The sequence below is a fragment of the Micromonospora sp. WMMA1996 genome, from assembly GCF_002573675.1.
GTDB classification, from domain to species: Bacteria; Actinomycetota; Actinomycetes; order Mycobacteriales; family Micromonosporaceae; genus Micromonospora; species Micromonospora sediminicola.
The window spans coordinates 2,377,985-2,402,920 of sequence record NZ_PDHU01000001.1; the positions used below are offsets into that span (position 1 = coordinate 2,377,985).

General features: G+C 73.5%; 25 protein-coding genes. 17 read left to right on the forward strand and 8 right to left on the reverse strand.

Annotated elements, in window-relative coordinates; translation table 11 throughout:
* The 4 genes from COO58_RS11435 to COO58_RS11450 are packed head-to-tail and all read left to right on the forward strand — an operon-like array spanning nt 1 to nt 5,469.
* A complete protein-coding gene (locus tag COO58_RS11435) occupies nt 1–2,076 on the forward strand; it encodes a hydantoinase/oxoprolinase family protein (RefSeq protein ID WP_098744913.1) in 2,076 nt (691 codons plus the stop codon).
* A 2-nt stretch (nt 2,077–2,078) separates the two neighbouring features.
* Nucleotides 2,079–3,950 carry a hydantoinase B/oxoprolinase family protein gene (locus COO58_RS11440; protein WP_098744914.1) on the forward strand — a complete coding sequence of 624 codons (1,872 nt, stop codon included), beginning with the start codon at nt 2,079–2,081 and terminating at the stop codon, nt 3,948–3,950.
* Nucleotides 3,947–4,573: an isochorismatase family protein gene (locus COO58_RS11445; RefSeq protein ID WP_098744916.1), complete on the forward strand. Its 627-nt coding sequence runs from the start codon at nt 3,947–3,949 to the stop codon at nt 4,571–4,573. The genes COO58_RS11440 and COO58_RS11445 overlap by 4 nt, the downstream gene beginning before the upstream one ends.
* Nucleotides 4,570–5,469: a hydroxymethylglutaryl-CoA lyase gene (locus COO58_RS11450; protein ID WP_091574712.1), complete on the forward strand. Its 900-nt coding sequence runs from the start codon at nt 4,570–4,572 to the stop codon at nt 5,467–5,469. The genes COO58_RS11445 and COO58_RS11450 overlap by 4 nt, the downstream gene beginning before the upstream one ends.
* Before the next feature lie 111 nt (nt 5,470–5,580).
* On the opposite strand, the gene COO58_RS11455 is transcribed toward COO58_RS11450, so the two are convergent.
* Complete coding sequence (locus COO58_RS11455) at nt 5,581–6,048, reverse strand: hypothetical protein (protein WP_091574715.1); 468 nt, start codon at nt 6,046–6,048, stop codon at nt 5,581–5,583.
* A 156-nt stretch (nt 6,049–6,204) separates the two neighbouring features.
* On the opposite strand from COO58_RS11455, the gene COO58_RS11460 reads away from it, so the two are divergent.
* Nucleotides 6,205–6,948, forward strand: a complete 744-nt coding sequence (locus tag COO58_RS11460; protein ID WP_091574719.1) for a class I SAM-dependent methyltransferase — start codon at nt 6,205–6,207, stop codon at nt 6,946–6,948.
* A gap of 184 nt (nt 6,949–7,132) precedes the next feature.
* Nucleotides 7,133–8,029: an arginase family protein gene (locus tag COO58_RS11465; protein ID WP_098744917.1), complete on the forward strand. Its 897-nt coding sequence runs from the start codon at nt 7,133–7,135 to the stop codon at nt 8,027–8,029.
* Here the strand turns inward: COO58_RS11465 and COO58_RS11470 are convergent.
* On the reverse strand, nt 8,026–8,436 hold the full coding sequence (locus tag COO58_RS11470; protein WP_098744919.1) for an NUDIX domain-containing protein: 411 nt from the start codon (nt 8,434–8,436) through the stop codon (nt 8,026–8,028). The genes COO58_RS11465 and COO58_RS11470 overlap by 4 nt on opposite strands.
* Nucleotides 8,437–8,587: 151 nt before the next feature.
* Here COO58_RS11470 and COO58_RS11475 point away from each other — a divergent pair, with 151 nt between their 5' ends.
* From COO58_RS11475 to COO58_RS11490, 4 genes are all read left to right on the forward strand, one after another.
* Nucleotides 8,588–10,699, forward strand: coding sequence for a PQQ-dependent sugar dehydrogenase (locus COO58_RS11475; protein ID WP_255292589.1), 2,112 nt, complete (start codon nt 8,588–8,590; stop codon nt 10,697–10,699).
* A gap of 23 nt (nt 10,700–10,722) precedes the next feature.
* Nucleotides 10,723–11,664, forward strand: coding sequence for a sugar phosphate isomerase/epimerase (locus COO58_RS11480; RefSeq protein WP_098744920.1), 942 nt, complete (start codon nt 10,723–10,725; stop codon nt 11,662–11,664).
* Nucleotides 11,665–11,787: 123 nt separating this feature from the next.
* The gene (locus tag COO58_RS11485) at nt 11,788–12,405 is read left to right on the forward strand and encodes a class I SAM-dependent methyltransferase (protein WP_098744922.1); all 618 of its coding nucleotides are present in this window, start codon (nt 11,788–11,790) and stop codon (nt 12,403–12,405) included.
* Nucleotides 12,402–13,046 carry a bifunctional 2-polyprenyl-6-hydroxyphenol methylase/3-demethylubiquinol 3-O-methyltransferase UbiG gene (locus COO58_RS11490; protein WP_091574734.1) on the forward strand — a complete coding sequence of 215 codons (645 nt, stop codon included), beginning with the start codon at nt 12,402–12,404 and terminating at the stop codon, nt 13,044–13,046. The genes COO58_RS11485 and COO58_RS11490 overlap by 4 nt, the downstream gene beginning before the upstream one ends.
* A gap of 28 nt (nt 13,047–13,074) precedes the next feature.
* On the opposite strand, the gene COO58_RS11495 is transcribed toward COO58_RS11490, so the two are convergent.
* Entirely contained in the window at nt 13,075–13,584 is a 510-nt protein-coding gene (locus COO58_RS11495) for a pyridoxamine 5'-phosphate oxidase family protein (RefSeq protein ID WP_098744923.1), read from the reverse strand.
* A gap of 66 nt (nt 13,585–13,650) precedes the next feature.
* Nucleotides 13,651–14,649 (reverse strand): LacI family DNA-binding transcriptional regulator, encoded by a 999-nt coding sequence (locus tag COO58_RS11500; protein ID WP_255292590.1) that lies wholly within the window; start codon nt 14,647–14,649, stop codon nt 13,651–13,653.
* 153 nt (nt 14,650–14,802) lie between these two features.
* Between COO58_RS11500 and COO58_RS11505 the strand changes: the two genes are divergently transcribed.
* From COO58_RS11505 to COO58_RS11535, 7 genes are all read left to right on the forward strand, one after another.
* Nucleotides 14,803–15,954 (forward strand): Gfo/Idh/MocA family protein, encoded by a 1,152-nt coding sequence (locus COO58_RS11505; protein ID WP_098744926.1) that lies wholly within the window; start codon nt 14,803–14,805, stop codon nt 15,952–15,954.
* Entirely contained in the window at nt 15,951–17,114 is a 1,164-nt protein-coding gene (locus tag COO58_RS11510) for a dihydrodipicolinate synthase family protein (RefSeq protein ID WP_098744928.1), read from the forward strand. The genes COO58_RS11505 and COO58_RS11510 overlap by 4 nt, the downstream gene beginning before the upstream one ends.
* The gene (locus tag COO58_RS11515; RefSeq protein ID WP_098744929.1) at nt 17,111–17,950 is read left to right on the forward strand and encodes a sugar phosphate isomerase/epimerase; all 840 of its coding nucleotides are present in this window, start codon (nt 17,111–17,113) and stop codon (nt 17,948–17,950) included. The genes COO58_RS11510 and COO58_RS11515 overlap by 4 nt, the downstream gene beginning before the upstream one ends.
* Nucleotides 17,951–18,032: 82 nt before the next feature.
* Nucleotides 18,033–19,211: an SGNH/GDSL hydrolase family protein gene (locus tag COO58_RS11520; protein WP_098744931.1), complete on the forward strand. Its 1,179-nt coding sequence runs from the start codon at nt 18,033–18,035 to the stop codon at nt 19,209–19,211.
* A gap of 20 nt (nt 19,212–19,231) precedes the next feature.
* Complete coding sequence (locus COO58_RS11525) at nt 19,232–19,819, forward strand: adenylate kinase (protein WP_245666417.1); 588 nt, start codon at nt 19,232–19,234, stop codon at nt 19,817–19,819.
* Between the two features lie 49 nt (nt 19,820–19,868).
* Nucleotides 19,869–20,228: a hypothetical protein gene (locus COO58_RS11530; protein WP_098744932.1), complete on the forward strand. Its 360-nt coding sequence runs from the start codon at nt 19,869–19,871 to the stop codon at nt 20,226–20,228.
* A 179-nt stretch (nt 20,229–20,407) separates the two neighbouring features.
* Nucleotides 20,408–20,908, forward strand: a complete 501-nt coding sequence (locus COO58_RS11535) for an HAD domain-containing protein (protein ID WP_098744934.1) — start codon at nt 20,408–20,410, stop codon at nt 20,906–20,908.
* Between the two features lie 125 nt (nt 20,909–21,033).
* Here COO58_RS11535 and COO58_RS11540 read toward each other — a convergent pair whose 3' ends face one another.
* From COO58_RS11540 to COO58_RS11555, 4 genes are all read right to left on the reverse strand, one after another.
* The gene (locus COO58_RS11540) at nt 21,034–21,459 is read right to left on the reverse strand and encodes an integrase (RefSeq protein ID WP_091577665.1); all 426 of its coding nucleotides are present in this window, start codon (nt 21,457–21,459) and stop codon (nt 21,034–21,036) included.
* Between the two features lie 63 nt (nt 21,460–21,522).
* Nucleotides 21,523–23,460, reverse strand: coding sequence for a beta-propeller domain-containing protein (locus tag COO58_RS11545; protein ID WP_255292591.1), 1,938 nt, complete (start codon nt 23,458–23,460; stop codon nt 21,523–21,525).
* A gap of 48 nt (nt 23,461–23,508) precedes the next feature.
* A complete protein-coding gene (locus COO58_RS11550) occupies nt 23,509–23,796 on the reverse strand; it encodes a MoaD/ThiS family protein (RefSeq protein WP_255292693.1) in 288 nt (95 codons plus the stop codon).
* Nucleotides 23,797–23,801: 5 nt separating this feature from the next.
* Complete coding sequence (locus tag COO58_RS11555) at nt 23,802–24,917, reverse strand: sialidase family protein (RefSeq protein ID WP_098744937.1); 1,116 nt, start codon at nt 24,915–24,917, stop codon at nt 23,802–23,804.
* Nucleotides 24,918–24,936: the final 19 nt, after the last annotated feature.

Sequence of the window (24,936 nt, forward strand, 5' to 3'; positions counted from 1 at the left end):
ATGACCTACCGGCTCGGTGTGGACGTGGGGGGAACGTTCACCGACATCCTGCTGATCGACGAGGCGACGGGAGACACCTACCGGGCCAAGACCTCCTCCACCCCCGAGGACCAGTCCGTCGGGGTGCTGCGGGGCATCGAGCGGGCCTGCGCGGCGGCCGGCGTGCCCATGTCGGAGATCGCCGAGGTGTTCCACGGCACCACGGTCGCCACGAACGCGATCCTCGAGGGCAAGGGCGCGCGGGTCGGGCTGGTCACCACCGAGGGCTTCCGGCAGGTGCTCCAGATCGCCCGGTCGTTCGTGCCGGGGGGCCTCGCCGGCTGGATCATCTGGCCGAAGCCGGAGCCGCTGGCGGCCCTGGAGGACACCGTGGAGGTGCGCGGCCGGATCGGCGCCGACGGCGCGGTGGTGACCGACCTGGACGAGGCGGACGTCCGCGCGAAGCTGCGCCGGCTGCGTACGCAGGGCATCGAGGCGTTGAGCGTCAGCCTCATCAATTCCTACGCCAACCCGGAGCACGAGCGTCGTGTGGCCGAGCTGGCCGGCGAGGAGCTTCCGGGCGTACCGGTGTCGTTGTCGTCGTCGGTGCTGCCGGAGCTGCGCGAGTACGAGCGGACCATCACCACCGTCGCGAACGCCGCCGTGCAGCCGCAGGTGGCGCGCTACGTGGCGAACCTCGAGGCGCAGCTGCGCGAGTCGGGGGTGGCCGGACGGCTGTGCATCCTGCGCAGCGACGGCGGTCTGGTCTCCGCGGCCGTCGCCGCGGACAACCCGGTGAACCTGCTGCTGTCCGGCCCCGCCGGCGGAGTGACCGGCGCGACCTGGGTGGCGGAGCAGGCCGGCTACCGGGACTTCCTGACCTTCGACATGGGCGGCACCTCCACCGACGTCGCCCTGGTCCAGGGGTTGTCGCCGCGGGTGGGTCGGGAGACCACCGTCGGGGACCTGAAGGTCCGGGCCACCTCCGTCGACGTTCGGACGGTGGGCGCCGGAGGCGGGTCCATCGCCCACGTGCCCCCGCTGACCCAGGCGCTGCGGGTGGGCCCGCAGTCGGCCGGCGCCGCCCCCGGTCCGGCCGCGTACGCGGCCGGCGGCGACCAGCCGACGGTGACCGACGCGAACGTCGTGCTCGGCTACCTGCCCACCGACCTGGCCGGGGGCGAGATCACGCTGGACCGGGCGGCGGCGCGGGCGGCCGTGAAGTCGATCGCCGACGCCACCGGGCTGGAGTCGGTGGAGGCCGCCGCCGCGGGCATCGTCGACATCGTCAACGAGAACATGTTCGGCGCGCTGCGGCTGGTGTCGGTGCAGCAGGGCTTCGACCCGCGCGACTACGCGCTGGTGGCCTTCGGTGGAGCCGGTCCGCTGCACGCCAACGCCCTGGGCCGGCTGACCGGTGCCTGGCCGGTGATCATCCCGCCGTCGCCCGGGGTGCTGTGCGCCTACGGCGACGCGACGACCAACCTGCGCGACGAGTCGGTACGCACGCTGGTGCGCCGCTTCGGCGAACTCACCGATGCCAGCCTGCGCGCCGTCCTCGACGAACTCGCCGGCAAGGCGTGCGCCACCCTCGCCGAGCAGGGCGTACCCACCGGCGAGCAGCGGGTCGTCTACTCCGCCGACCTGCGCTACCACGGCCAGGGTTTCGAGATCCCCGTGGCCGTCGACATCGACGCCTTCGACGGCACCGGCGGTGGGCTCGCCGCCCTGCGGTCGGCGTTCGACGCCGATCACCAGCGACTGTTCTCCTTCGTCCTCGACGCCGAGCACGAACTGGTGACCGTCCGGGCCACCGCGCACGGTCCGCGGCCGCAGGTCGCCGCGCCCGAACTCGAACCCGGAGACGGTGACCCGAGCACCGCGCTGCGGGCCCAACACCGGATCTGGGTCGACGGCGCCGAGGTCGAGGCCGGCGGCTACGACCGGGCCCTGCTGCGCGCGGGCGACGTCGTACCGGGCCCGGCGATCATCACCGAGATGGACTCTACGACCCTCGTGCTGCCCGGTCACACGGCCACCGTGCACCCCAGTGGCAGCCTCCTCATCCGTCCCGTCGACACCCCCACGGAGAGCTGACCATGGCACGCCTCATCGAGACCGCTACCGGACCACTTCGCTCCGTGGACGTCGACCTGGTCACCCTCGACCTGATCGAGAACGGGCTGCGCAACGCCCGCTACGAGATGGACGAGGTGCTCTTCCGGACCGCGCTGTCGCCGGGAATCCGGGAGCAGCACGACGAGTTCCCGCTGATCGCCAACCGGGACGGAAAGATGATGGTGGGACAGTTCGGGCTGTCCATCCCCGACTTCCTGGAGAACTTCGACGGTGACATCGAGGAGGGCGACGTCCTGCTGACGTCGGACCCGTACTCCTGCGGGGCCGCGATCAGCCACGCCAACGACTGGCTCGTGGTGCTGCCCATCTTCTTCGAGGGACGGATCGTGGGCTGGGCGGCGATGTTCGGGCACATGTCCGACGTCGGCGGCAAGACCCCGGCGTCGATGCCGACCGACGCCCGCACCATCTTCGAGGAGGGCGTGGTCATCCCGCCCTTCAAGCTGTACCGCAAGGGTGTGCTCGCCGAGGACGCCCTGCGGATCATCCTCAACCAGGTGCGCAAGCCCGACTGGAACCGCGCGGACCTCAACGGGATCGTCGCGGCCTGCCGGACCGCCTCCCGTCGGGTCCAGGAGATGTGCGCCCGGTTCGGGGTCGACACCTACGACTCCGCGCTCGACCAGCTCCTCGACCGCAACTACCGGGCCATGAAGGTGCTGCTCGAGACGGTGTTCGCCGAGGGCGAGACGCTCTCGTTCACCGACTACATCTGCGACGACGGGCTCGGCTACGGGCCCTACGAACTCAAGCTCAGCCTGACCCGCACCGGCGACAAGGTGCTGCTGGACTTCACCGGCAGCAGCCCGCAGGCGCAGGGACCGATCAACTACTACATCAACGAGAACCTCGTCCGGATGTTCTTCGGCATCTACATGATCACCGTCGCCGACCCGCAGATCCTCTGGAACGACGGCTTCTACCCGCTGGTCGACGTCACGATCCCCGACGACTCGTTCTGGAAGCCCGCGTACCCCGCCGCCCTCAACGCGCGCAACCACGGCATCGGGCGCGTCTTCGACCTGTTCGGCGGCCTGCTCGGCCAGACCAACCCAGGGCTGCTCAACGCCGCCGGATTCTCGTCGTCACCGCACTTCATGTACTCGGGCACCTACGGGCCCGGAGAGCGCAAGGGCGAATGGTTCCAGCTCTACTCCATCGGGTTCGGCGGCATCCCGGGCCGGCCCGTGGGCGACGGCCCGGACGGCCACTCGCTGTGGCCGTCGTTCGTCAACATCCCGTGCGAGTACCTGGAGTCCTACTACCCGCTGCGCGTCGAACGCTGGGAGACCGTCGCGGACACCGGCGGCGCCGGACTGCACCGGGGCGGCAACGGCGTCGACGTGGCCTACCGGTTCCTGGAGGCCGGCACGATCGCGATCCACGACGACCGCTGGCTGACGTACCCGTGGGGCGTCAACGGCGGCGAGCCGGGCGCCCGTGGCCGCAAGTGGCTCGAACGCGCCGACGGCCGCACCGAGATCCTGGGCAGCAAGGTGCACGACGTGCCCGTGGCCCCGGGCGACGTGCTGCACTTCGTCACCTGGGGCGGCGGCGGCTGGGGCGACCCGCTCGCCCGCGACCCGGAACTGGTCGGCCTCGAGGTCCGCCGGGGCCTGGTCACCCCCGCGGGCGCCCGTCGCTACGGCGTGGTCTGCGACGAGGCCGGCGCCGTCGACGTCGCGGCCACCGAGGAGGTACGGGCCGAGCTGCGCCGCGGACGCCCCGACCCCCTGCCCACGTTCGACATGGGGCCGCCGATCGGGACGGTCCTGGACCGGTGCCTGGAGGAGACGGGCCTTCCCGCTCCCCGGCCGCCCGTCGCCCGATGAGCCCCGCGCCGGCCGCCGGCGAGGACGGATTCGGGGGTGCGCTCCCGCCCGGCGCCCGTCCCGCCGTGCTCGTCATCGACCTGATGCGGGCCTACTTCGACCCGGCCAGCCCGCTGTGCCTGCCGTCCACCGACTGCCTGCGGTCGGCCGGCCGGGTCGTCGCCGCGGCCCGCGGCCACCGGATCCCCGTGCTGCACACCCGCGTCGCCTACGGGCCCGGCGGTGTCGACGGAGGTCTGTTCGTCCGGAAGGTCCCCGCCCTCCGGCAGCTCTTCGACGGCGGTGGCGCGATGGGGCAACCGATGCCGCAGGTCTGCCCCGCCGACGACGAACTGGTCCTGGTCAAGCAGTACGCCAGCGCCTTCTTCGGCACGTCCCTGGCGTCCACCCTGCGCGCGGCGCACGTCGACACCGTCGTGCTCATCGGCGTCAGCACGAGCGGCTGCGTACGCGCCACCGCGGTGGACGCGATACAGCACGGCTTCGTCCCGCTGGTGGTCCGGGAGGCGGTCGCGGACCGCGCCGCCGGCCCGCACGAGGCGAGCCTGACCGACCTGCAGGCCAAGTACGCCGAGGTGATCAGCGAGGCCGACGCCGTCGCCTACCTGTCGGAGGACCGATGACAGCCGGCATCGACATCGTGGAGGTGTCGCCCCGCGACGGCCTGCAGAACGAGGCGACGGTCCTCACCACCGACGACAAGATCGAGCTCGTCGACCGGGCGGTACGGGCGGGCGCCCGACGGGTCGAGGTGACCAGCTTCGTCAACCCCGCCCGGGTCCCTCAGATGGCGGACGCGGACGAGCTGATGGCCGCGCTCCCCCGCCACGACGCCGTCCGGTACGCGGGCCTGGTCATGAATCGCCGCGGCCTGGACCGGGCCCTGGTCGCGGGCGTCGACGAGATCAACGTCGTCGTCGTGGCCACGGACACCTTCTGCGGCCGCAACCAGGGCATGACCACGGCGCAGGCGTGCGACACGGCGGCCGAGCTGGTGCGGACGGCCGGCGCGGCGGGGGTGTTCACGACGGTGACCGTCGGCGCGGCGTTCGGATGCCCGTTCGAGGGCGAGGTTCCGCTGTCCCGGTTGCGGGAGGTGCTCGCGCGGGTGCGGGACACCGGCCCCGACGAGCTGGCTCTCGCCGACACCATCGGGGTGGCCGTACCGTCCGACGTCACCGACCGGTTGGCGCTCGCCCGGGAGGTCACGGAATCGCGGACGCCACTGCGGTTGCACCTGCACGACACCCGGCACACCGGCGTGGCCAACGCGGTCGCGGCGGTCCGGGCGGGCGTCACCACCCTCGACGCCAGCATCGGCGGAGCAGGCGGTTGCCCGTTCGCGCCGGCGGCGACCGGAAACGTCGCCACCGAGGATCTCGTCTACCTGTTCGACCGGATGGGGCGGTCCACCGGTCTTGACCTGGGGACAATCACCTCGACCGCCTCCTGGCTGGAACGCAGACTCGGTAAGCAGCTCCCGGGCGCGCTGCTGCGGGCGGGGCCGTTTCCCGCCTGAGCCCGGCCCGGCGACGGTTCTTCCCGGTCGGCGACGGCGGAACGCTCGCACGGTGACCGGTGCACCGGTCACCGACCACCGTCCCCGCCGCCGGAACGGCGGCCGGCCGGATCACCAGTCCCGGGTCCATTCCGGCGGCGGTACGACCGCGAGCTGCGGCTCCCCGCTGATCGGCTCCAGCGCGTGCACGATCCGCAGGTCCCCGTCGGCGGCGGCATCCTCGTCGGTCAGCACCCGGCCGCTGCTGCCGTCGGTGCTGACCAGCAGCCACCGGTCGGGATGGATGCTGCCGTCGTCGACGAGCGCCCGTACGCCGAAGGTCCGGGCCAGGGTGACGGCGAGGTCCCGCTCGCCCTGGCCGGTGGCGTCGGCGAGTGCGGTGTCACCGGTCAGGATCCAGCCGAAGCCCTCGTCCTCGTCGGGTGGCGTCAGCATTGCCACCGGGCGCGGATCGTCCACGGCCCGGTCCTCGATCCGCCCGACGTAGACGGCCTCCGACGCGACGCCGTACTCCTGGTGCAGGAACCGGCGGAGGGCATCCGCCGGCAGCTCGCCCTCGAAGTGGATCTGATACCTCACCCGCTACCCCCGGGGCCTCGGTGAGCAGACCCTACGACGCGGCAGAATACAACCCCGGCACGGTCGGTGAGGGGCCGCGAGCACCTGACCACCACACCGTGCGTGGTGCGCCACAGTGCTTGCCCCGCCGGACGATCGCGTAGTTGGCTCGACGGCATGGCCCGCATCGCGTACCACGACGCGGACGCCGAGGCGTTCGCCGCGACCCGTCACCTCCCCGACGACGGCCTCACCGCCTGGCGCGCGGCCGTCACCCGCCACCTCGACCCGCGTCCCGGCATGCGGGTGCTCGACCTGGGCGCCGGCACCGGCAGCTGGGCCCGCGCCTTCACCACCTGGTTCCCCGGCGTCGAGGTCGTCGCCGTCGAGCCGTCGGCGGCGATGCGCGCCCGCTGCGCGTTCGCCCCACTCGTCGCGGGCGACGCCCGGAACATCCCGCTGGCCGACCGGAGCCTCGACGGCGTGTGGCTGTCCACCGTCATCCACCACGTGCCCGACCTGGCCGCCGCGGCGCGCGAGCTGCGCCGGGTGCTGCGGCCCGGCGAACCCGTGCTGATCCGGTCCGCATTCGCCGGGCGGCACGAGGCGATCACCCTGTTCCGCTTCTTCCCGGAGGCGATCCGCGTGCTCGACTCCTACCCCGGCATCGCCGACGTGGAAGCCGCCTTCGCCGCCGCCGGGTTCGCCACCGTCGCGGTCGAGCCGGTTCCGCAGGTCACCGCGCCGTCGCTGCGGGAGGCGGCCGCCGGCCTGCGGCGGGAGGCGCACACCCCGCTTCAGCTGATCACCGACGACGAGTACGCCGCCGGGACGGCGCGTCTCCGCGAGGCCGCCCGGGTCGAGGTCGGACCGGTGATCGACGCGCTGGACCTGCTGGTTCTGCGCCGCGACGGTAGGTGAGTCGTTACCGATATCAGCTCGACAGGGGGCGGTGGGCCGTACCCCGCCCGGCGCGGGGCGAGCCCTCGCGGGGCTGCCCGGCGGCGGCGCCGGTTCGGCACCGGGCGCACGGTCGCGGAGCTGCCCGGCCGGGGCAGGCGCCGGACGGGCGGACGTCGACTGTGGACGCGGTTAGGGTGAGCGGATGGGAACCCGCCGATGGACGGTCGTCGGCGCGCCGTCGAGCGCCGGCGCGCACACCCCCGGTGTCGAGCGCGCCCCGGCCGCCCTGCGCGCCGCCGGCCTGCTCGACCTGCTGGGCACGGCCGTCGACGTGGAGGACGCCGGCGACACGGGCGGCTTCCGGTGGCGGCCGGATCCGGCGTACCCCCGGGGTCAGAACGCGGGCGCGGTGGCCGGCGTCGCCGCGGAGGTGGCCGCGGGCGTCGCGGCGGCGGTGGGCCGGGGGCGGACGCCGCTGGTGCTCGGCGGCGACTGCACCGTGACGATCGGCCTGGTGGCGGGGTGCGCGCTGGCCGGGGTGGCGCCGGCGCTGGTCTACGTGGACGGCGGGCCGGATCTCTACACGCCGCTGACCCGGGCGAACGGCAACCTGGACGCCACCGGCCTGGCGCACCTGCTCGGGCTGCCGGGGACGCTGCCGGAGGTGGCGGCGGTCGGGCCGAGTGTGCCACTGCTGTCGCCGGAGCGGGTGGTGGTCTACGGGGACTCGCTGCCCCGGGGAGACCACGAGCGGGAGTTGGTGGCGGAGCTGGGGCTGGCCTACGTGCCGGCCGAGGAGGTGCACGCCGACCCGGGGGCGGCGGCACGCCGGGCCCGGGTCGTGGCGGAGGGCGCGGCGGACGGGTTCGTGGTGCACTTCGACGTGGACGTGCTGCGGTTCGTCGACGCGCCGCTGGCCGACGTGCCGGAGCCGTTCGGGCTCAGCCTGGCCGAGGCGGCGGCGACGCTGGCGGAGCTGGTGGCGAGCCCACGGTTCGTCGGGTTGTCGGTCACCGAGATCAACCCCGATCACCTGCCCGACGACGAGGTGCTCCCCCGGTTCGTCCGCGCGTTGACCGGGGCGCTGACCGGGGGTTAGGCGTCCGCGAGGTGCAGCGGCAGGACCTTCGCGGTGCTGATCGCGAGCGGTCGGTCGAGCACCTGGTCGCGGGGCACGAAGACCATGGCCTGCCCCTCGCCGAGCACCACGTTCTCCTGCCGCGCGTCGGTGACACCGCGGAAGACGTACACGGTGACGTCGTGCCCGAAGCCCTCCTCGTAGGGGCGGGGGCCGCTCCACAGCAGGTGCAACTCGCCGGCGGTCAGGCCGGTCTCCTCGCGTAGCTCCCGACGGGCGGCCTGTTCCGGCGTCTCCCCCGGCTCGATGCTCCCGCCGGGCAGGCTCCACTGGTGCGGCGACACGGTGGTGTTCCCGTCGCGGTGCTGCATCAGCACCGCGCCGGCCCGGTCGACGAGCAGGACGAGGGCGACGTCGTAGAAGGCCACGGCCCCGAGGATGCCACACTCCCCCACTTTCCTCCGATGCGGACGAAAGTTCCGATAGAAGCACTGAAAGCTATAGACATATAGACATGCCTTTTGTAGCGTCGGCCACATCCCACGACCTGCCCGACCCGTCCCGAGCAAGGAGAGGCAGTTGACTGGACGACTCGCACTCGCCGTGGCCACGCTCACCGTCACGGCCCTCGTCGCCACCCCCACCGTCGCCACCGCCGCCCCCGGCACCGCCGCGCCACCACCGGACAGCGCCTTCCAGAAGGTGACCCTCAACGACCATCCCGGCGAACCGATGGACCTGGCGGTGCTGCCCGACCGCCGGGTGCTGCACGTGACCCGTGCCGGCGAGGTCTGGCTGCACAACCCCGCCACCGGCCGCAACACGGTCGCCGCCACGCTCGACGTCTACCGGCACGACGAGGAGGGCCTGCAGAACGTCGCCGTCGACCCGAACTTCGGCCGGGGCGGCAACAACTGGGTCTACCTCTACTACTCGCCGCCGATGGACACCCCGGTCGACGACCCGGCCACTCCCGACGTCAACGAGGGCGACGCCCCGGCCTGGGGCACCGAGGCGGACTTCGCGCCGTTCCGGGGCGTGCTGCGCCTGTCCCGGTTCCGGCTGGTGAAGGACACCCTCGACCTGCGCACCGAGCAGAGGATCCTGGATGTGCCGGTCGACCGGGGCATCTGCTGCCATGTCGGCGGCGACATCGTCTTCGACGCCAGGGGCAACCTCTACCTGTCCACCGGCGACGACACCAACCCGTTCGAGTCCGGCGGCTACGCGCCGATCGACGAACGACCGGGCCGCAACCCGGCGTACGACGCGCAGCGCACCGCGGCCAACACCAACGACCTGCGCGGCAAGATCCTGCGGATCCGGGTCGGCGCCGACGGGTCGTACTCGATCCCGGACGGCAACCTGTTCCGCCGGGGCACCGCCGGCACCCGCCCGGAGATCTACCTGATGGGCGTGCGCAACCCGTTCCGGATCGAGGTGAACCGGAACACCGGTGAGCTGTACGTGGCCGACTACTCCCCCGACGCCCGCGAGGCCGACCCGACGCGCGGGCCGGCCGGGCACGGCAAGTGGCTCGCCACCCGTCGGGCCGGCAACTTCGGCTGGCCCTACTGCGCCACCGCGGAACTGCCCTACGTCGACCACGACTTCGCCACCGGAACGTCCGGGGCGCCGTTCGACTGCGCCGCGCCGGTCAACGACTCGCCGCACAACACCGGGCTGCGCAAGCTGCCCCCGGTGCAGCAGCCGCAGGTGGCGTACACGTACGGCGACTCACCACAGTTCCCCGAACTCGGCGACGGGGGCATCGGCCCGATGGCCGGCCCGGCGTACGACTTCGACCGCCGCGCCACCCGGGGCCGCACCGCGGTGGCCTGGCCGTCGTACTACGACGGGCTGCCGCTGTTCCACGAGTGGACCCGCGACTACGTCAAGGCCTTCCGGCAGGACAAGCGGGGCGCGGTGACCGGGATCGAGCCGGTGCTGCCCTCGGTCGTCTTCGACAACCCGATGGACCTGGAGTTCGGCCCGGACGGCGCGCTCTACGTGCTGGAGTACGGCGACGGTTACTTCAGCGAGAACCCGGACGCGCAGCTCGCCCGGATCGACCACATCGGCTTCACCGGCAACCACACGCCGGTGCCGGCGGCGTCCGCCACCCCCACCGCCGGGGTCGCCCCGCTGACCGTCACCTTCTCCAGCGCGGGCACCACCGACGCCGACGGCGACCGGCTGCGCTACGAGTGGTACCTCGACGACGACGACCGGGTCGACTCGCGCGCGCCGAACCCGACGTTCACCTACCGGGAGAACGGCCTCTACCGGGCGACGCTGACGGTCACCGACCAGGTGGGCCGCTCCGCGTCGACCGAGGTGCAGGTCGTGGTCGGCAACGCCCCGCCGGTGGTCGAGCTGGTCGATCCGGTCGAGGGCCAGCCGTTCGCCTTCGGCGACACCGTCACCTTCCAGGTGCGGGTGACCGACGACCAGCCGGTGGACTGCGCCCGGGTCACCGTCACCTACATCCTCGGCCACGACAGCCACGGCCACCCGCAGACCACGGCCAGCGGGTGCACCGGCTCGATCACCACCACCGTCCCGGAGGGACACGACCCGGAGACCGACAACCTCACCGGCGTCTTCGTCGCCAGCTACACCGACGCCGGCAGCGACGGCCTGCCCCCGCTGACCGGCACCGACCAGGTCGTCCTGGTCCCCTCCGCGTAGGACCCGCGAAAAGGAGAACGACCATGTGCTACGGATTCGACGGGGAGGCCGCGCTGCGGCAGTCCCTGGACCGACGCAACCTGCTGCGCGGCTCGCTGGCGGCGCTGGCCGGCGTCGGGCTGGCCTCCGGGCTCGGCGCGACGGCCGCCCAGGCCGGCGGGCACCACCACGGGCGGCGGCACGTGCCGAAGGAGCTGATCAGCATCCAGCTCTGGACGGTCCGCGACGCGCTCAACGGCTCACCCGGCTACGACGCGACGCTGGCCCACCTGGCCCGGATCGGCTACCCCCGGGTGGAGCTGGCGCTGGGCTACTTCGGGCGCACCGCCGCGCAGCTGCGCCGGTTCCTCGACGGCATCGGCATCAAGGCCAGCTCCAGCCACGACGGCATCGCCGCCGACGCGGCCGGGCTGGAACAGAAGATCGCCAACGCCCGCACGCTGGGCCAGCGCTTCATGGTGGTGCCGTACCTGAACTCCGACAAGGAGGACGACTGGAAGCGGTGGGCGGAGCAGATGAACGTCGAGGCCGCCGCGGCGCGCAAGGCCGGCCTGCGCTACGGCTACCACAACCACGCCCACGAGTTCACCATCGACTTCGGCAACGGCCGACGCCCGTGGGACGTGCTGACCGAGGAACTCGACCCGCGCCTGGTCCACCTGGAGATCGACCTCTACTGGGCGGTGACCGGCGGCATCAACTCCGGTGAGGGCCTCGAGGACCCGGAGGGCTTCGCGCTCGACGTGATCCGCTGCGCGCCGCAGCGGGTCCTGCAGTACCACGTGAAGGACCGCGACCCGGCCACCGGCGACATGGCCGACCTGGGCACCGGGATGATCGACTTCGCCCGCATCTTCCGCCGGCACCAGGTGCTGGAGTACATCGTGGAGAACGACACCCCGGACGTGACCCCGCAGCAGACCGCCGCCGTCGGCTACCGCTACCTGCGCCGGCTGACCTACTGACGCACGCCCGGCGACGCCGGGGCCGGCCCACCGCCGGCCCCGGCGTCGCGCGCGGTGGGGCCCCCGGCCGCGGCCGGACGTGGCACGCTCGGGTGGGTCACGCACCGACCGAGGAGGTACGCGATGACCGACGAGCCGGACGTCGTCCACTACGACCGTCTCTACCGCGACACCCAGCGCCCGCCCTGGGAGATCGGCGGCCCGCAGCCGGCGCTCGCCGCGGTCCTTGACACCGGGGTACGCGGCCCCCGCGTGCTCGACGTCGGCTGCGGCACCGGCGAACTGGCCCTGGCACTTGCCCGCCAGGGCCACGACGTGACCGCCGTCGACCTCTCCCCGGTGGCGATCGACCTGGCCAGGGCCAAGGCCGCCGAGGCGGGTCTGCCGGTGCGCTTCGAGGTGTGCGACGCCACCCGGATCCCGGTGCCGGACACGCCGTACGACTCGGTGTTCGACTCCGGGCTGCTGCACACGCTGGACCGGCGCGGGGCCGCGGTCGGCGACTACCTGGCGCTGCTGCCGCGCCTGACCGCGCCGAACGGCGCCGTGTTCGTGCTGGCGGTGTCGCCGGAGGCGGGCCAGGACTTCGGCCTGGACGCCGGCACCCTGCGCGCGGCGTTCCCCGAGCCGACCTGGACGGGGACCACGGTCGCGCCGATCGACGTGCTGGCCCGGGTCGAGTCCGGTGAGTTGCACCTGGTCGGCAACCTCCTGCGCACCGTGCGCTCCGAGGCGTCGTGACGGATCTCGGCAACCAGTCGCGGTACTGGAACTCGACCGGGACGTCGAAGACCTTCGGACACCCGGTCGATCCCGCGTGGCTGGACGGCGTCGACCGGCGGGCCCGCGTCCTCGACTACGGGTGTGGGTACGGCCGGCTGGCGGGGCTGCTCGCGGAGTGGGGCTTCGAGAACGTGGAGGGGGTGGACGTCGCTCCCCGCCTCGTCGCGCGCGCCCGGGAGCGGCATCCGGGCACGCGGTTCACGGTCCTGGACCGTCCGCCCCATCTGGATGTTCCTGACGGCGGTGTCGACGTGGTGCTGCTGTTCGCCGTGTTGACCTGCCTGCCCGACGACGCCGCGCAGCGGGCCCTGGTGCGGGAGCTGCACCGGGTGCTGCGGCCCGGTGGACGGCTGTACCTCAGCGACCTGTGTCTCCAGGACGACCTCCGCAACCTTGCCCGGTATGAGCGGTTCGCCGGAAAGTACGGCACCTACGGAATCTTCGAGACCGGTGACGGGGCGGTGTGTCGACACCACACCGTGGACTGGTGGGACGATCTGCTGGCTGATTTCACCCTGGTCGCCGGCCGGGAGGTCGCGGTGGAGACGATGAACGGCCACCCGGCCCGGGCCACCCAGCGACTGCTGACCAGGCCGTGAGTGCGGGACGGCGGGGCGCGCAGGCGGGTCAGCGGCGCCAGTGCTGGCGCGGGGCGTAGCCGTCGCGGCGCAGCCAGTGCTCGGTGTAGACGATCCGGTCCGCCTCGACGACGACGAGCGTCTCCTCGGGCGGCTCGGACAGGGGGCGGCCGCGCTCGACGTGCTCGTTCTGCCAGCGGAACGCCGACCAGTGGTGCGCGTGGTCGGGGTGGTCGGGGGTGAGCACCCGGGCGGTGCCGAAGACCTGCGCGCCGCGGCTGCTGGCCAGCCCGACCAGGGGCGCGAAGACGGCGACGGACACACGCGGGTCGGCGGCGATGTTGCGCATCTTCGGTGAGCGCGGCGCGGCGGTGAACATCAGCGCGAAGTCGAGCGGGTAGTAGCGCACCGGGGTGGCCAGCGGCCCGTCCGGACCGGTGGTGGCGAGCACGCACATGTTCTGCGACGACAGCAGGTTGAGGATGCGCTCCTCGAGCCGGTTCCGGTCCAGCTTCCCGGTGGGTGTCGGCCCGGCCAGCCACGGGTTCGTCACCGGCACGACGTGTCCTCGATCATGGCGGCACCCTACCGGGCCGCTCATCCACGGGTGGGCCGGCGCCGGGGGTCACGCGCCGAGCTTGGCGGTACTGGATCGCACGACCACCTCGCCGTTCATGCGCACGATCCGCCGGCGGCGGCCGGTGTTCTCGGTGAGCGCCATCTCCATCGCCTTCTCGCCCAGTTGTTGCAGCGGCAGCGCCACGGTGGTCAGCGGCGGGGTCAGGTCGCGGACGACCGGGATGTCGTCGAAGCCGGCGACGGACACGTCGCCGGGCACGGACAGGCCGTGGTCGCGCAGTGCCGCGTACGCGCCGATGGCCATCACGTCGGTCAACGCGAACACGCAGGTGGCGTCCAGTCCGCGGGTGAGCAGCTCGGTCATCGCCTGGTAGCCGCCGTCGCGGGTGAACGGCCCCTCGACCACGGCGGCCGGGTCGAGCCTCACCCCGGCGGCGGTCAGCTCGTCGCGGAAGCCGCCGAGGCGGTCGATGACGGTGGTGAGCGCGCGCGGGCCGGAGAGCACGGCGAAGCGGCGGTGGCCAAGCCCCAGCAGTGTGCGGGCCATGGCGGCGGCGCCGGCCCGGTTCTCCGGGAGCACGCTGTCGACCTTGAGGCTGCGGTGCCGGCTGACCACCGCGACCCGGCCCCCGCCGTCGAGGTAGGGCTTCAGCTCGGCCTCCATGGCCCGCTCCCAGCGGGTGTCCTCGAAGCCGGAGCCGATGAGCAGGATGGCCGGGGCGCGCTCGGCGCGCAGCATCGACACGTAGGCGATCTCCCGCTCCGGGTCGCGGAACGTGCTGGCCAGCATGACCAGCAGGTCGTTGGCGCCGGCGACGCGCATGACGCCGCCGGCGACGGCGGCGAAGTAGGGGTCGGTGACGTCGTGGCAGATGACGCCGACGGTGCGGTGGGAGGCGCCGGCCAGCGCCCGGGCGTGCGCGTTCGGGGTGTAGGCGAGCTGCGCGGCGGCGGCCAGGACGCGGTCGCGCAACTGCGGGGTGACGCGCATGCCGTTGAGCGCCCGGGAGGCCGTGGCCAGCGAGACGTCGGCGGCTCTGGCCACGTCTTCCAGGGTCACGTGCGTCCGTGGCTGCATCGATATCCCCCTACGGAACGTCTTGACCCGGCTGTCGGGGCGTGGCTACCGTAACATCCTGAAAGCGCTTACTGAAAGCGCATTCAGGAGCGTGACCGACCACCCCGGAAGGACACCCACGTGGAGCGCACGTCTATCGGGATCATCCTCAACGGCGTGACCGGACGGATGGGCTACCGACAGCACCTCGTCCGATCCCTGCTCGCCATCCGCGAGCAGGGCGGCCTGCCCGCCCGCGACGGCAGCCGCATCTGGCCGGAGCTGACCCTGGTGGGCCGCAACGAGGCCCGGCTCGCCGAGATCGCCGCCCGGCACGGGCTGGACTCGTACACCACCGACCTGGACGCGGCGCTCGCCGACGACGCCCACCGGATCTACTTCGACGCGCAGGTGACCGCCCAGCGGGAGAAGGCGATCCGGGCGGCGATCGAGGCCGGCAGGCACGTCTACACCGAGAAGCCGCTCGCGGAGGGGCTGACCGCTTCGCTGGAGCTGGCCCGGCTCGCCGCGGCGAGGGGCGTGAAGAACGGCGTGGTGCAGGACAAGCTGTTCCTGCCCGGGCTGCGCAAGCTCAAGCGGCTGGTCGACGGCGGGTTCTTCGGCCGGATCCTGTCCGTGCGCGGGGAGTTCGGCTACTGGGTGTTCGAGGGCGACTGGCAGGACGCGCAGCGACCCAGCTGGAACTACCGCGCCGAGGACGGCGGCGGCATCACCGTCGACATGTTCCCGCACTGGCACTACGTGCTGGAGCAGATCTTCGGCCCGGTCACCGCCGTCACCGCCGTCACCGCCACGCACGTGCCCGAGCGGGTGGACGAGAACGGGGTCACCTACCGGGCCACCGCCGACGACGCCGCGTACGGGATCTTCGAACTGGCCGGCGGCATCGTCGCGCAGATCAACTCCTCGTGGGCGGTCCGGGTGTACCGGGACGAGCTGGTCGAGTTCCAGGTCGACGGCACGCACGGCAGTGCGGTGGCCGGGCTGCGCGAGTGCCGCATCCAGCACCGCGGCGCCACCCCGATGCCGGTGTGGAACCCGGACCTGCCGGTCACCGAACCGTTCCGCGCCCAGTGGCAGACCGTGCCGGACAACGCCGACTACAACAACGGGTTCAAGGTGCAGTGGGAGTCGTTCCTGCGGCACGTCGTCGACGACGGGCCGTTCCCGTGGGACTTCATGGCCGGCGCCCGCGGGGTGCAGCTCGCCGAGGCCGGCCTGCGCTCCGCCCGGGAGGGCCGGCGGATCACCGTCGAGGAGATCGCCCGGTGACCGCGCGGATCACCCTGCCCCTGCCCGGCGGCGGCACCGAGTCGCGCACGCTGCGGGAACCGGCCGGCTGGCAGCGGCCGGACGGACCGCCGGCCAGCCGGATCGCGTACGCGGCGGCGCACGTGGTCGCCGACCCGCACGCCGACAACGCCCCGGACGCTCCCGCACGGCTGGACTGGGACGCCACCCTCGCCGTACGGCGCGACCTGTGGTCGTGGGGGCTCGGCGTGGCCGAGGCGATGGACACCGCGCAGCGCGGGATGGGGCTGGACTGGGCGGCCACCCGCGAGCTGATCCGGCGCAGCGCCGCCGAGGCCGCCACGTGCGGCGGACGGATCGTCGCCGGGGCCGCCACCGACCAGCTGCCCGGCGTGCCCGACACGCTCGACGAGGTCGTCGCCGCGTACGCCGAACAGGTCGGGTACGTGCAGGAGCGCGGCGCGGTCGCGGTGGTGATGGCCAGCCGCCAGCTCGCCGCGCTCGCCACCGGTCCGGACGACTACGTGCGCGTCTACGAGCGGGTGCTGCGCGAGGCCGGCGCGCCGGTGGTGCTGCACTGGCTCGGCGACATGTTCGACCCGGCCCTGGCCGGCTACTGGGGCTCGACCGACCTGGACGAGGCCACCAAGACATTCGTCGCGCTGGTGCGCGCCCACGCCGACGTCGTCGACGGGGTGAAGGTGTCGCTGCTGGACGCCGACCGGGAGGTGCGGCTGCGCGAGCTGCTGCCGCCCACGGTGCGGGTCTACACCGGCGACGACTACCACTACCCGGAGCTGATCGAGGGCGACGGCCGCCGGTCCAGCCACGCGCTGCTCGGCGCGTTCGCGGCGATCGCCCCGGCCGCGTCGGCCGCGCTGCGCCGGCTCGACGCCGGGGACCCGGCCGGTTTCCGGGCGATCCTCGACCCGACCGTGCCGCTGTCCCGGCACGTGTTCGCCCCGCCCACCCGCTACTACAAGACCGGCATCGCGTTCCTGTCCTGGCTGAACGGCCTGCAACCCGGCTTCACCATGGTCGGCGGTCTGCACGGCGGGCGCGGCGTCCCGCACCTGGTCGAGGCGTTCCGGCTGGCCGACAGCGCCGGACTGCTGCTCGACCCGGAGCTGGCCGCGCGGCGGATGCGCGCGTACCTCGACGTCGCGGGCGTGGCCGGATGACCGCCGACCCGCGGCTGGCGAAGCTGTCGCTCAACCAGCGCACCACGCGACGCTGGTCGGTGCGGGAGGCGGTCGACGGCTGCGCCCGCGCCGGCATCCCGGCCATCGGGCTGTGGCGCGAGCCGGTCGCCGAGATCGGCGTACCGGCCGCCGCGACGCTCGTCGCCGACGCCGGGTTGCGGGTGTCGTCGCTGTGCCGGGGTGGTTTCCTCACCGCCGACGGCGATGCCGCCCGGGGCGAGGCGCTGGCCGACAACCGACGGGCCATCGACGAGGCGGCCGGGCTCGGCACCGACTGCCTGGTCCTGGTCGTCGGCGGCCTGCCGCCGGGCTCCCGCGACCTGTCCGGCGCCCGGCAGCGGGTCGCTGACGCCCTGGTCGAGCTGGCCCCCTACGCGGGCGAGCGCGGGGTACGCCTCGCGTTGGTGCCGCTGCACCCGATGTACTGCGCCGACCGGGCGGTGCTGTCCACGCTCGGGCAGGCGCTCGACCTGGCCGAGGCGTTCCCCGTCGAGCAGGTCGGCGTCGTGGTGGACACGTTCCACGTCTGGTGGGACCCGGACGTGTGGCGGCAGATCGCCCGCGCCGGGCACCGCATCGCGAGCTTCCAGGTGTGCGACTTCCTCACCCCGCTGCCGGCCGACGTGCTGCTCGGACGGGGCATGATGGGCGACGGGCACATCGACTTCCCACCGCTGCGGCGGGCCGTGGAGGCCGCCGGGTACACCGGCGACACCGAGGTGGAGATATTCAACGCCGAGGTGTGGGCGACCGACCCGGACCGGGTCCTCGCCACCATGGCGGAGCGCTACGTCGAGCTGGTGCTGGCCGACTGAGGCGGTCGCCGCCGGTGGCACGAGTCGGGCCTGTCGGACGAATCAGGTGGCCGCGGGGCCCGGAACGGGGCAGGATCTGATCATGACGTCCGCCCACCCCTGGATCACCACGCCCATCACCACCGACCTGCTGCGCGGGGCGCTCGACCTGGAACGCACCGCGCACGGCGTGCTGCCGCACCGGCTGCCCGCGCCGGCCCGGGCCCGCAACACCGACCCTCAGGTGGCGATGGCCGAGGCGATGCCCTCCGGCGTACGGCTGGTGTTCCGCAGCCGCGCCACCGCCGTGGAGCTGGACGTGCTTCCCACCAAGATGGTCTACCGGGGCACCCCGCCACGGCCCGACGGCCGCTACGACCTGCTGGTCGACGGGCGTCTGACCGGGCAGGCCACCGCCGACGGCGGCAAGGTGCTCACCATCGACCTGACCACCGGTACGGCGACCACCGAGCCCGGTCCGGTCGGCACCGTCCGCTTCACCGACCTGCCCGCCACCGACAAGGACGTCGAGATCTGGCTGCCGCAACGCGAGATCACCGAGTTGGTGGCGCTGCGCACCGACGCGCCGGTGGAGACCGTCGGCGACCGGGGCCGGCGGGTGTGGCTGCACCACGGCAGCTCGATCAGCCACGGCTCGGACGCGGAGAGCCCGACCGGCACCTGGCCGGCCATCGCCGCCGGCCTGGCCGGGGTGGAGCTGATCAACCTCGGGTTCAGCGGCAGCGCGCTGCTCGACCCGTTCACCGCCCGGGCCATGCGGGACACCCCGGCGGACCTGATCAGCGTGAAGATCGGCATCAACCTGGTGAACAGCGACGTGATGCGGTTGCGCGCGTTCACCCCGGCGGTGCACGGCTTCCTCGACACGCTGCGCGACGGGCACCCGGACACCCCGCTGCTCGTCGTGTCGTCCATCCTCTGCCCGATCCAGGAGGACACCCCCGGCCCGGGCGCCGCCGATCTCAGCACCGGCACGTTGCGGTTCCGCGCCACCGGTGACCCGGCCGAACAGGCCGCCGGCAAGCTCACCCTGCGGGTCATCCGCGCCGAACTGGCCCGGATCGTCGCGACCCGAGCCGCCGAGGACCCGAACCTGCACTACCTGAACGGGCTGGACCTCTACGGCGAGGCGGACTTCGCCGAGCTGCCGCTGCCCGACGAGCTGCACCCCGACCCGGTCGCGGACCGCCGCATCGGCGAGCGCTTCGCCGCGCTGGCGTTCGGCCCCGGCGGTCCGTTCGCCGCCGACGCGCGACGGTGACGACGACGTAGGCTGCGACGGTGACGACACCGGCCCGCATCCTCGTCTACGGGGTCTACGGCGCCGGCAAGTCGACACTGGCGCAGCGGCTGGCCGAGCGCCTCGACCTGCCGTGGTGCCCGGTGGACGACCTGCTGTGGCAGCCCGGCTGGGTCGAGGTGCCGGTCGACGAGCAGCGCCGGCGGATCGAGGCGGTCTGCCGGCGCGACCGCTGGATCCTCGACGGGGCGTACCACGGCTGGCGGGACGTCGTGCTGGCCCGCGCCGACCTGGTCGTCGGCCTGGACTACCCTCGCTGGCTCTCCTTCTGGCGGCTGCTGCGACGCACCGCCCGCCGCCTGGTCAGCGGGGAGGAGATCTGCAACGGCAACCGGGAGTCGCTGCGCAGCGTGGTCTCCCGCGACTCGGTCCTGGTGTGGCACGTCGCCGCGTTCGGCCGTGCCCGGCGACGGATGCGTGCCTGGCACGCCGACCCGGCCGGGCCGCCGGTGCTGCTGTTCCGCGACCCGGCGGCCCTGGACCGCTGGATGGCCGGCCTGCCCGCCACCGCCGCCGGACGGGCTGGTCGGGTCGGTCGGGCTGGTCGGGCGCCGCTCGACGGTGTGTGATGAGGGCAGGATCCGGGTGACGCCGGACCCCTCGGCCGGAGGAGGACGCATGGCACACGGCCCGGTGCTCGTCATCGGTCTCGACCCCACCCGCTTCCCGAACTGGGATCCGGAGCCGGTCCTGGCCGCGATCGCACGCGGCCACGCCCGGTTCGCGGAGCACGGCATCGAGGCGGACCTGTGCCTGACGGCGGCCGACGCGGACGGCGAGCAGACGATCGTGGCGGCGCTGACCCGCACGGAGTACGCCTGCGTGGTCGTCGGCGGCGGCATCCGCAAGCACGAGCCGCTGCTCGGCTTCTTCGAGCGGGTCGTCAACCTGATCCGGCGACACGCCCCGGGCGCAGCGATCGCCTTCAACAGCACGCCCGAGGACACCGTGGACGCCGCGCTGCGCCACGTGCGCTAGATCGCTCCGCGCGACGGCCCCGTCGGCGCGGTCTCGCCGGGCCTGGTGTGTCACTGTCCGTAACGACGCGTCGGGGCACCGTCACTTCGCACCGATATACCGCTGGGTCATAATCATGACTGAGCGGTATATCGGTCTCAGGTGACCACTCGTTCTCACCGCGACGGTACGGTTTTGGAGTGGATCCGGGACGCTGCCTTCTCTTCCTGGACGTCGACGGCACCCTCATCCCGTTCGCCGACCGGCCGGGCGACCGGCCCCTGACGCCGACGGGACCGGACCACGGCAACCCGCTCCTGCACCGGCTCGACCCCGACGACGGGGACCGGTTGACGGCGCTGGGCTGCCGCCTGGTCTGGGCGACCACCTGGCTGGACGACGCGAACGAGGTCCTCGCGCCCCGGCTCGGCCTCCCGGCGCTGCCCGTCGTGACGTGGCCGGACGACGACGAGCAGCCGGTCGGTGGGCCGCACTGGAAGACCACCCAGCTCGTGCGGTGGGCGGCCGGACGGCCGTTCGTGTGGCTCGACGACGAGATCACCGACGCGGACCGACGGTGGATCGGACGCCACCACCGGGCACGGGCACTGGCCCACCGGGTCGACCCGTCCACCGGGCTGACGGAGACGGACCTGGCGGTGGTGCGCCGTTGGCTGGACGCGCCCGGCCCGGTCGCCTGACCGGAGCCGGCAGCCGTCGGCCAGCCGGCCGGCGCCGGTCAGCCACAGCCGTCGGTCAGCCGGCCGGCGCCGGTCAGCCACAGCCGTCGGCCAGCCGGCCAGCGCCGGTCAGCCACAGCCGTCGGTCAACCGGCAGCCGGGGCGGGCTGCGCCTCGGCGACGCGCCGCGTGGGATCGCCTCCGCCGAGGCCGCGAAGCCGGTCGGTGAGCAGGAAGTCGGGCCACCGGAACCGGGAGGCGTGTTCCCGCTCGGCGAGCACGAACGTGCCACCACGACGGTCGGGCCGCCAGCCGTTGCGCAGGGCGTACCCGACGACGGCGCGCACGTCGGCCGGCGTCGGGTAAGCGCCGTCGGTCGCGCACGCGGACCACGGTGTGCCCCAGGCGGTGGACAACAGATCGGCCTGGAGCGCCTCGCCGGTCTTGCCGGCGCCCCACACCCGCAGCCGGATGCACCGGTGGCAGTCACCGCTGCCCGGCACGTGCCGGATCTCCGCACGCCAGGTGACCATCCGCCCGTCGATCCACAACCGCCGCAGTCGCGTACGCATGGAGGCCATGCTGCCCGGCGCGTCCGGGCCGGACCACCTGATTACCCGGGCGGCCGACCCGGGTCAGTCCGTCGGCACCCAGGCCAGCGGCGTCATGCCGGACAGGGCGGTCGCCCTCAACCCCGCGTCGGACACCGTCCACAGCACCCCGTCGACCACCAGCGACCGGCGGATCGGCGTCCACTCCCCGCCGTCGCGCAGGGACGTCGGATGCTCGACCGTGCCGGCCACGGTGAACCCGGTGTCGGTGACCCGCAGCACCAGCACGCCGTGGCTCGGCCGGCCCTTGCCGCCCTCGGCGCCGGCCCGGTCGGTCGCCACGCCGGGCCGGCCCACCGGGACGGCCACCAGCCGCTCCGGCGCCCAGTAGAGGAACGCGTGCGGGTCGGACTCCACCTCGGACCAGCCCTCCGCGACGTGGTGCTGGGCGATCCGGGACGGGTGGGTCGGGTCGGCCACGTCGAAGAGGGACACCTGCGTGCCCTGGACCTGACCCCGGGCGGACGCCTCCTGCCCGACCCCCAGCAGCCGACCGTCCCCGGCCGGATGCAGGTACGACGAGTAGCCGGTGATCTTCAACTCGCCGGTCACCCGGGGCGCCGCCGGGTCGCGCAGGTCCACCGTGTACAGCGGATCGACCTGCCGGAACGTCACCACGTAACCGGTGTCACCGAGGAACCGGACGGAGTGGATCCGCTCGCCCCGGCCCAGCCCGGTGACCTGACCGACCCGGGTCAGCGCCGGGCCGTCGGCGCGCAGCACGTACACGCCCGACTCGGAGCGGCCGCCGCCCCAGACGTCGCCGGTGGTGGTCGCCACCCGCAGGTGACCGTTCCACTCCGACAGGGCGTACTGGTTGATCAAGAAGCCCGGCACGGAGCCGGCGGCGACGTAGCGCGGGGTGCCAGCGGAGGTGTCGAACTGGAAGATCTCCGTGCCGGTCGACCCGGACCCGCCGTCGCGCGCCCGCCAGCGCTGGTCGTTGACCACGTAGAGGCGCGGGCCGGTGCCGTAGACGGTGTCGCCGTCGGCGACCACTGTCACCGGGTCGCCCGTGCCGAGGGCGCCCGCGCCGAGGTCGAAGCTGAGCACGGTCACCAGGGAGGCCCCGGAGAACCGGGGCGGCCGGCTGACCCGGTCGCAGCCGACCTGCCCGGTGGTGGTACGGCCGCCCTCGCGGACCTCGTACCGGGGCAGCCAGTCGTCGATCGTGGCCCGGTCGACGACGGCGCGGTTGGCGGCGGTGCGCTGCGCGTCGGTGCCCTTGCGCGGCTGCGGGAACGTCAGTCGCGGCGTCGACCGGATCACGACGCGGGCGGTCGCGCCGACCTGCCGCGCGTCGACCAGGCTGCCGTCGATCCGGTACTCGGCGACGATCCGCGGCGCGCCGGCCAGGTCGACCAGCACCAGGCGGGGCCGACCCACCTCGGCCGGGCCCGGACGCGCCCGGTCCGCGGCCGGCTTGGTGACCCACGGGGCGCGCAGCAGCACGAGCGCGCGGTCGCCGTGCAGCAGCAGATCGCCGTCGGCACGGGCGAACCGTTCGGTGGTGCGGTCGAGCGCGAGCCGGCCGGTCAGCCGGCGGCTCACCGGGTCGATCACGGACAGCACACCGCGCCCGAGCGTGACGATGCGTCGTCCGTCGGTCTTGACCAGGTCCGGCTCGTCCACGCCGGCCTCGTGCACGGTGGTGCCCGAGTAGCCGCCCGCGCCCGCCGCCGGGGCCTGCTTCGCCACGGCCCCGTCGGCCCGCTCCGCCGCGGCCATCGGCACGGCACTACCGAACGGGTCGAGGCCCCACGGGCCGGCCGCGGCCTTCGCCGCGGTGCGGAGCTGCCGCAGCGCCTCGGCACAGGAGTCGAAGGCGACCAGCCGCAGCCCGCCGGCCGGCAGCACCCGCTCCCGCGGCGGGGGCGGAGCGGGCGCGGGCCCGGTGCAGCCGGCGAGGGTCAGCGCGGCGACCACCGCCCATCCGATGGCTCGGGTTCTCCCACAGGTCATGACTCGTCAGACGACGTCACACCGGGCGCGGTTCCCGCGCGGCGCGGTTCAGCCGCCGGCCATCGCGCCGAGCACGATGAACGGCTCCTTGCCGGCGACCACCTCCTCGGGCAGCGGCGCGTCCGGCGACTCGTGGGACAGGTCCAGCTCGCAGGCGTAGAAGCGGACGAACGGACGACGCTCGCCGCTGTGCCGGTCGCGGATCGTGCCCAGCAACATCGGGTACGCGGTCTCCAGCGCGTCCAGCACCTCCCGCTGGGTGGGCGGGCCGGCAACCTCGACGCGTACCTCGCCGGTGACGTGCGCCAGGTTCTTCAGGTGGGCGGGCAGCACCACCCGGATCAAGGCAGCACCTGGACCTCGACGGAGAGCACCGCCGGCAGGTCCCGCACGATCGGCGCCCAGGTGTCACCGGCGTCGGCCGAGTGGTAGACCTGGCCACCGGTGGTGCCGAAGTAGATCCCGCACGGGTCGAGGGTGTCGACCGCCATGGCGTCGCGCAGCACGTTGACGTAGCAGTGCGACTGCGGCAGGCCCTCGGTCAGCGGCTCCCAGTGCTCGCCGCCGGTGCGGCTGCGGTAGACGCGCAGCTTGCCCTCCGGCGGGTAGTGCAGCGAGTCGCTGGTGATCGGCACCACGTAGATCGTCTCCGGCTCGTGGGCGTGCACCGCGATCGGGAAGCCGAAGTCCGTCGGCAGGTCGCCGCTGACCTCGCGCCAGCTCGCGCCGGCGTCGTCGGTGCGCATGACGTCCCAGTGCTTCTGCATGAACAGCGTGTCCGGCCGGGACGGGTGCTGGGCGAGGCGGTGCACGCAGTGGCCGACCTCGGCGTCGCCGTCGGGGATCTCCCCCGAGCGCAGGCCCTTGTTGATCGGCAGCCAGCTCGCGCCGCCGTCGTCGCTGCGGAACGCGCCCGCGGCGGAGATCGCGACGTAGATCCGGTCGCGGTCGGCCGGGTCGAGCAGGATCGTGTGCAGGCACATCCCGCCCGCGCCGGGCTGCCAGGAGGGGCCGGTCGGGTGCTGGCGCAGGGCGGTCAGCTCCGACCACTTCTGCCCGCCGTCGGTGGAGACGTAGAGGGCGGCGTCCTCGCCGCCGGCGTAGACCGTCTCGGGGTCGTGGCGGGAGGGTTCGAGGTGCCAGATCCGCTTGAACTCCCACGGCCGGGGAGTGCCGTCGAACCAGAGGTGCTGCCCGACCTCGCCGCTGTAGGCGAAGTCGTTGCCGACCGTGTTCCAGGTCCGGCCGCCGTCGTCCGAGCGCTGGATCAGCTGCCCGAACCAGCCGCCGGACTGGGACGCGTAGAGCCGGTCCGGCTCGACCGGCGAGCCGGTCAGGTGGTAGATCTCCCAGCCACCGAAGTGGGGGCCGTCCACCGTCCAGTCGTCGCGCCGACCGTCCGACGTCAGGATGAACGCGCCCTTGCGCGTGCCGACAAGTACCCGTGTGGTGGTCACGTCTTCGCCTCCGTTCGAC

Excerpts from the sequence above, each read along its gene's own strand:
- COO58_RS11440 (WP_098744914.1), top strand. The coding sequence starts at position 2,079 with ATGGCACGCCTCATCGAGACCGCTACCGGACCACTTCGCTCCGTGGAC.
- COO58_RS11520 (WP_098744931.1), top strand. The coding sequence starts at position 18,033 with ATGACGTCCGCCCACCCCTGGATCACCACGCCCATCACCACCGACCTG.
- COO58_RS11530 (WP_098744932.1), top strand. The coding sequence starts at position 19,869 with ATGGCACACGGCCCGGTGCTCGTCATCGGTCTCGACCCCACCCGCTTC.
- COO58_RS11435 (WP_098744913.1), top strand. The coding sequence starts at position 1 with ATGACCTACCGGCTCGGTGTGGACGTGGGGGGAACGTTCACCGACATC.
- COO58_RS11485 (WP_098744922.1), top strand. The coding sequence starts at position 11,788 with ATGACCGACGAGCCGGACGTCGTCCACTACGACCGTCTCTACCGCGAC.
- COO58_RS11445 (WP_098744916.1), top strand. The coding sequence starts at position 3,947 with ATGAGCCCCGCGCCGGCCGCCGGCGAGGACGGATTCGGGGGTGCGCTC.
- COO58_RS11515 (WP_098744929.1), top strand. The coding sequence starts at position 17,111 with ATGACCGCCGACCCGCGGCTGGCGAAGCTGTCGCTCAACCAGCGCACC.
- COO58_RS11465 (WP_098744917.1), top strand. The coding sequence starts at position 7,133 with ATGGGAACCCGCCGATGGACGGTCGTCGGCGCGCCGTCGAGCGCCGGC.
- COO58_RS11460 (WP_091574719.1), top strand. The coding sequence starts at position 6,205 with ATGGCCCGCATCGCGTACCACGACGCGGACGCCGAGGCGTTCGCCGCG.
- COO58_RS11480 (WP_098744920.1), top strand. The coding sequence starts at position 10,723 with ATGTGCTACGGATTCGACGGGGAGGCCGCGCTGCGGCAGTCCCTGGAC.
- COO58_RS11540 (WP_091577665.1), bottom strand. The coding sequence starts at position 21,459 with ATGCGTACGCGACTGCGGCGGTTGTGGATCGACGGGCGGATGGTCACC.
- COO58_RS11545 (WP_255292591.1), bottom strand. The coding sequence starts at position 23,460 with ATGACCTGTGGGAGAACCCGAGCCATCGGATGGGCGGTGGTCGCCGCG.
- COO58_RS11450 (WP_091574712.1), top strand. The coding sequence starts at position 4,570 with ATGACAGCCGGCATCGACATCGTGGAGGTGTCGCCCCGCGACGGCCTG.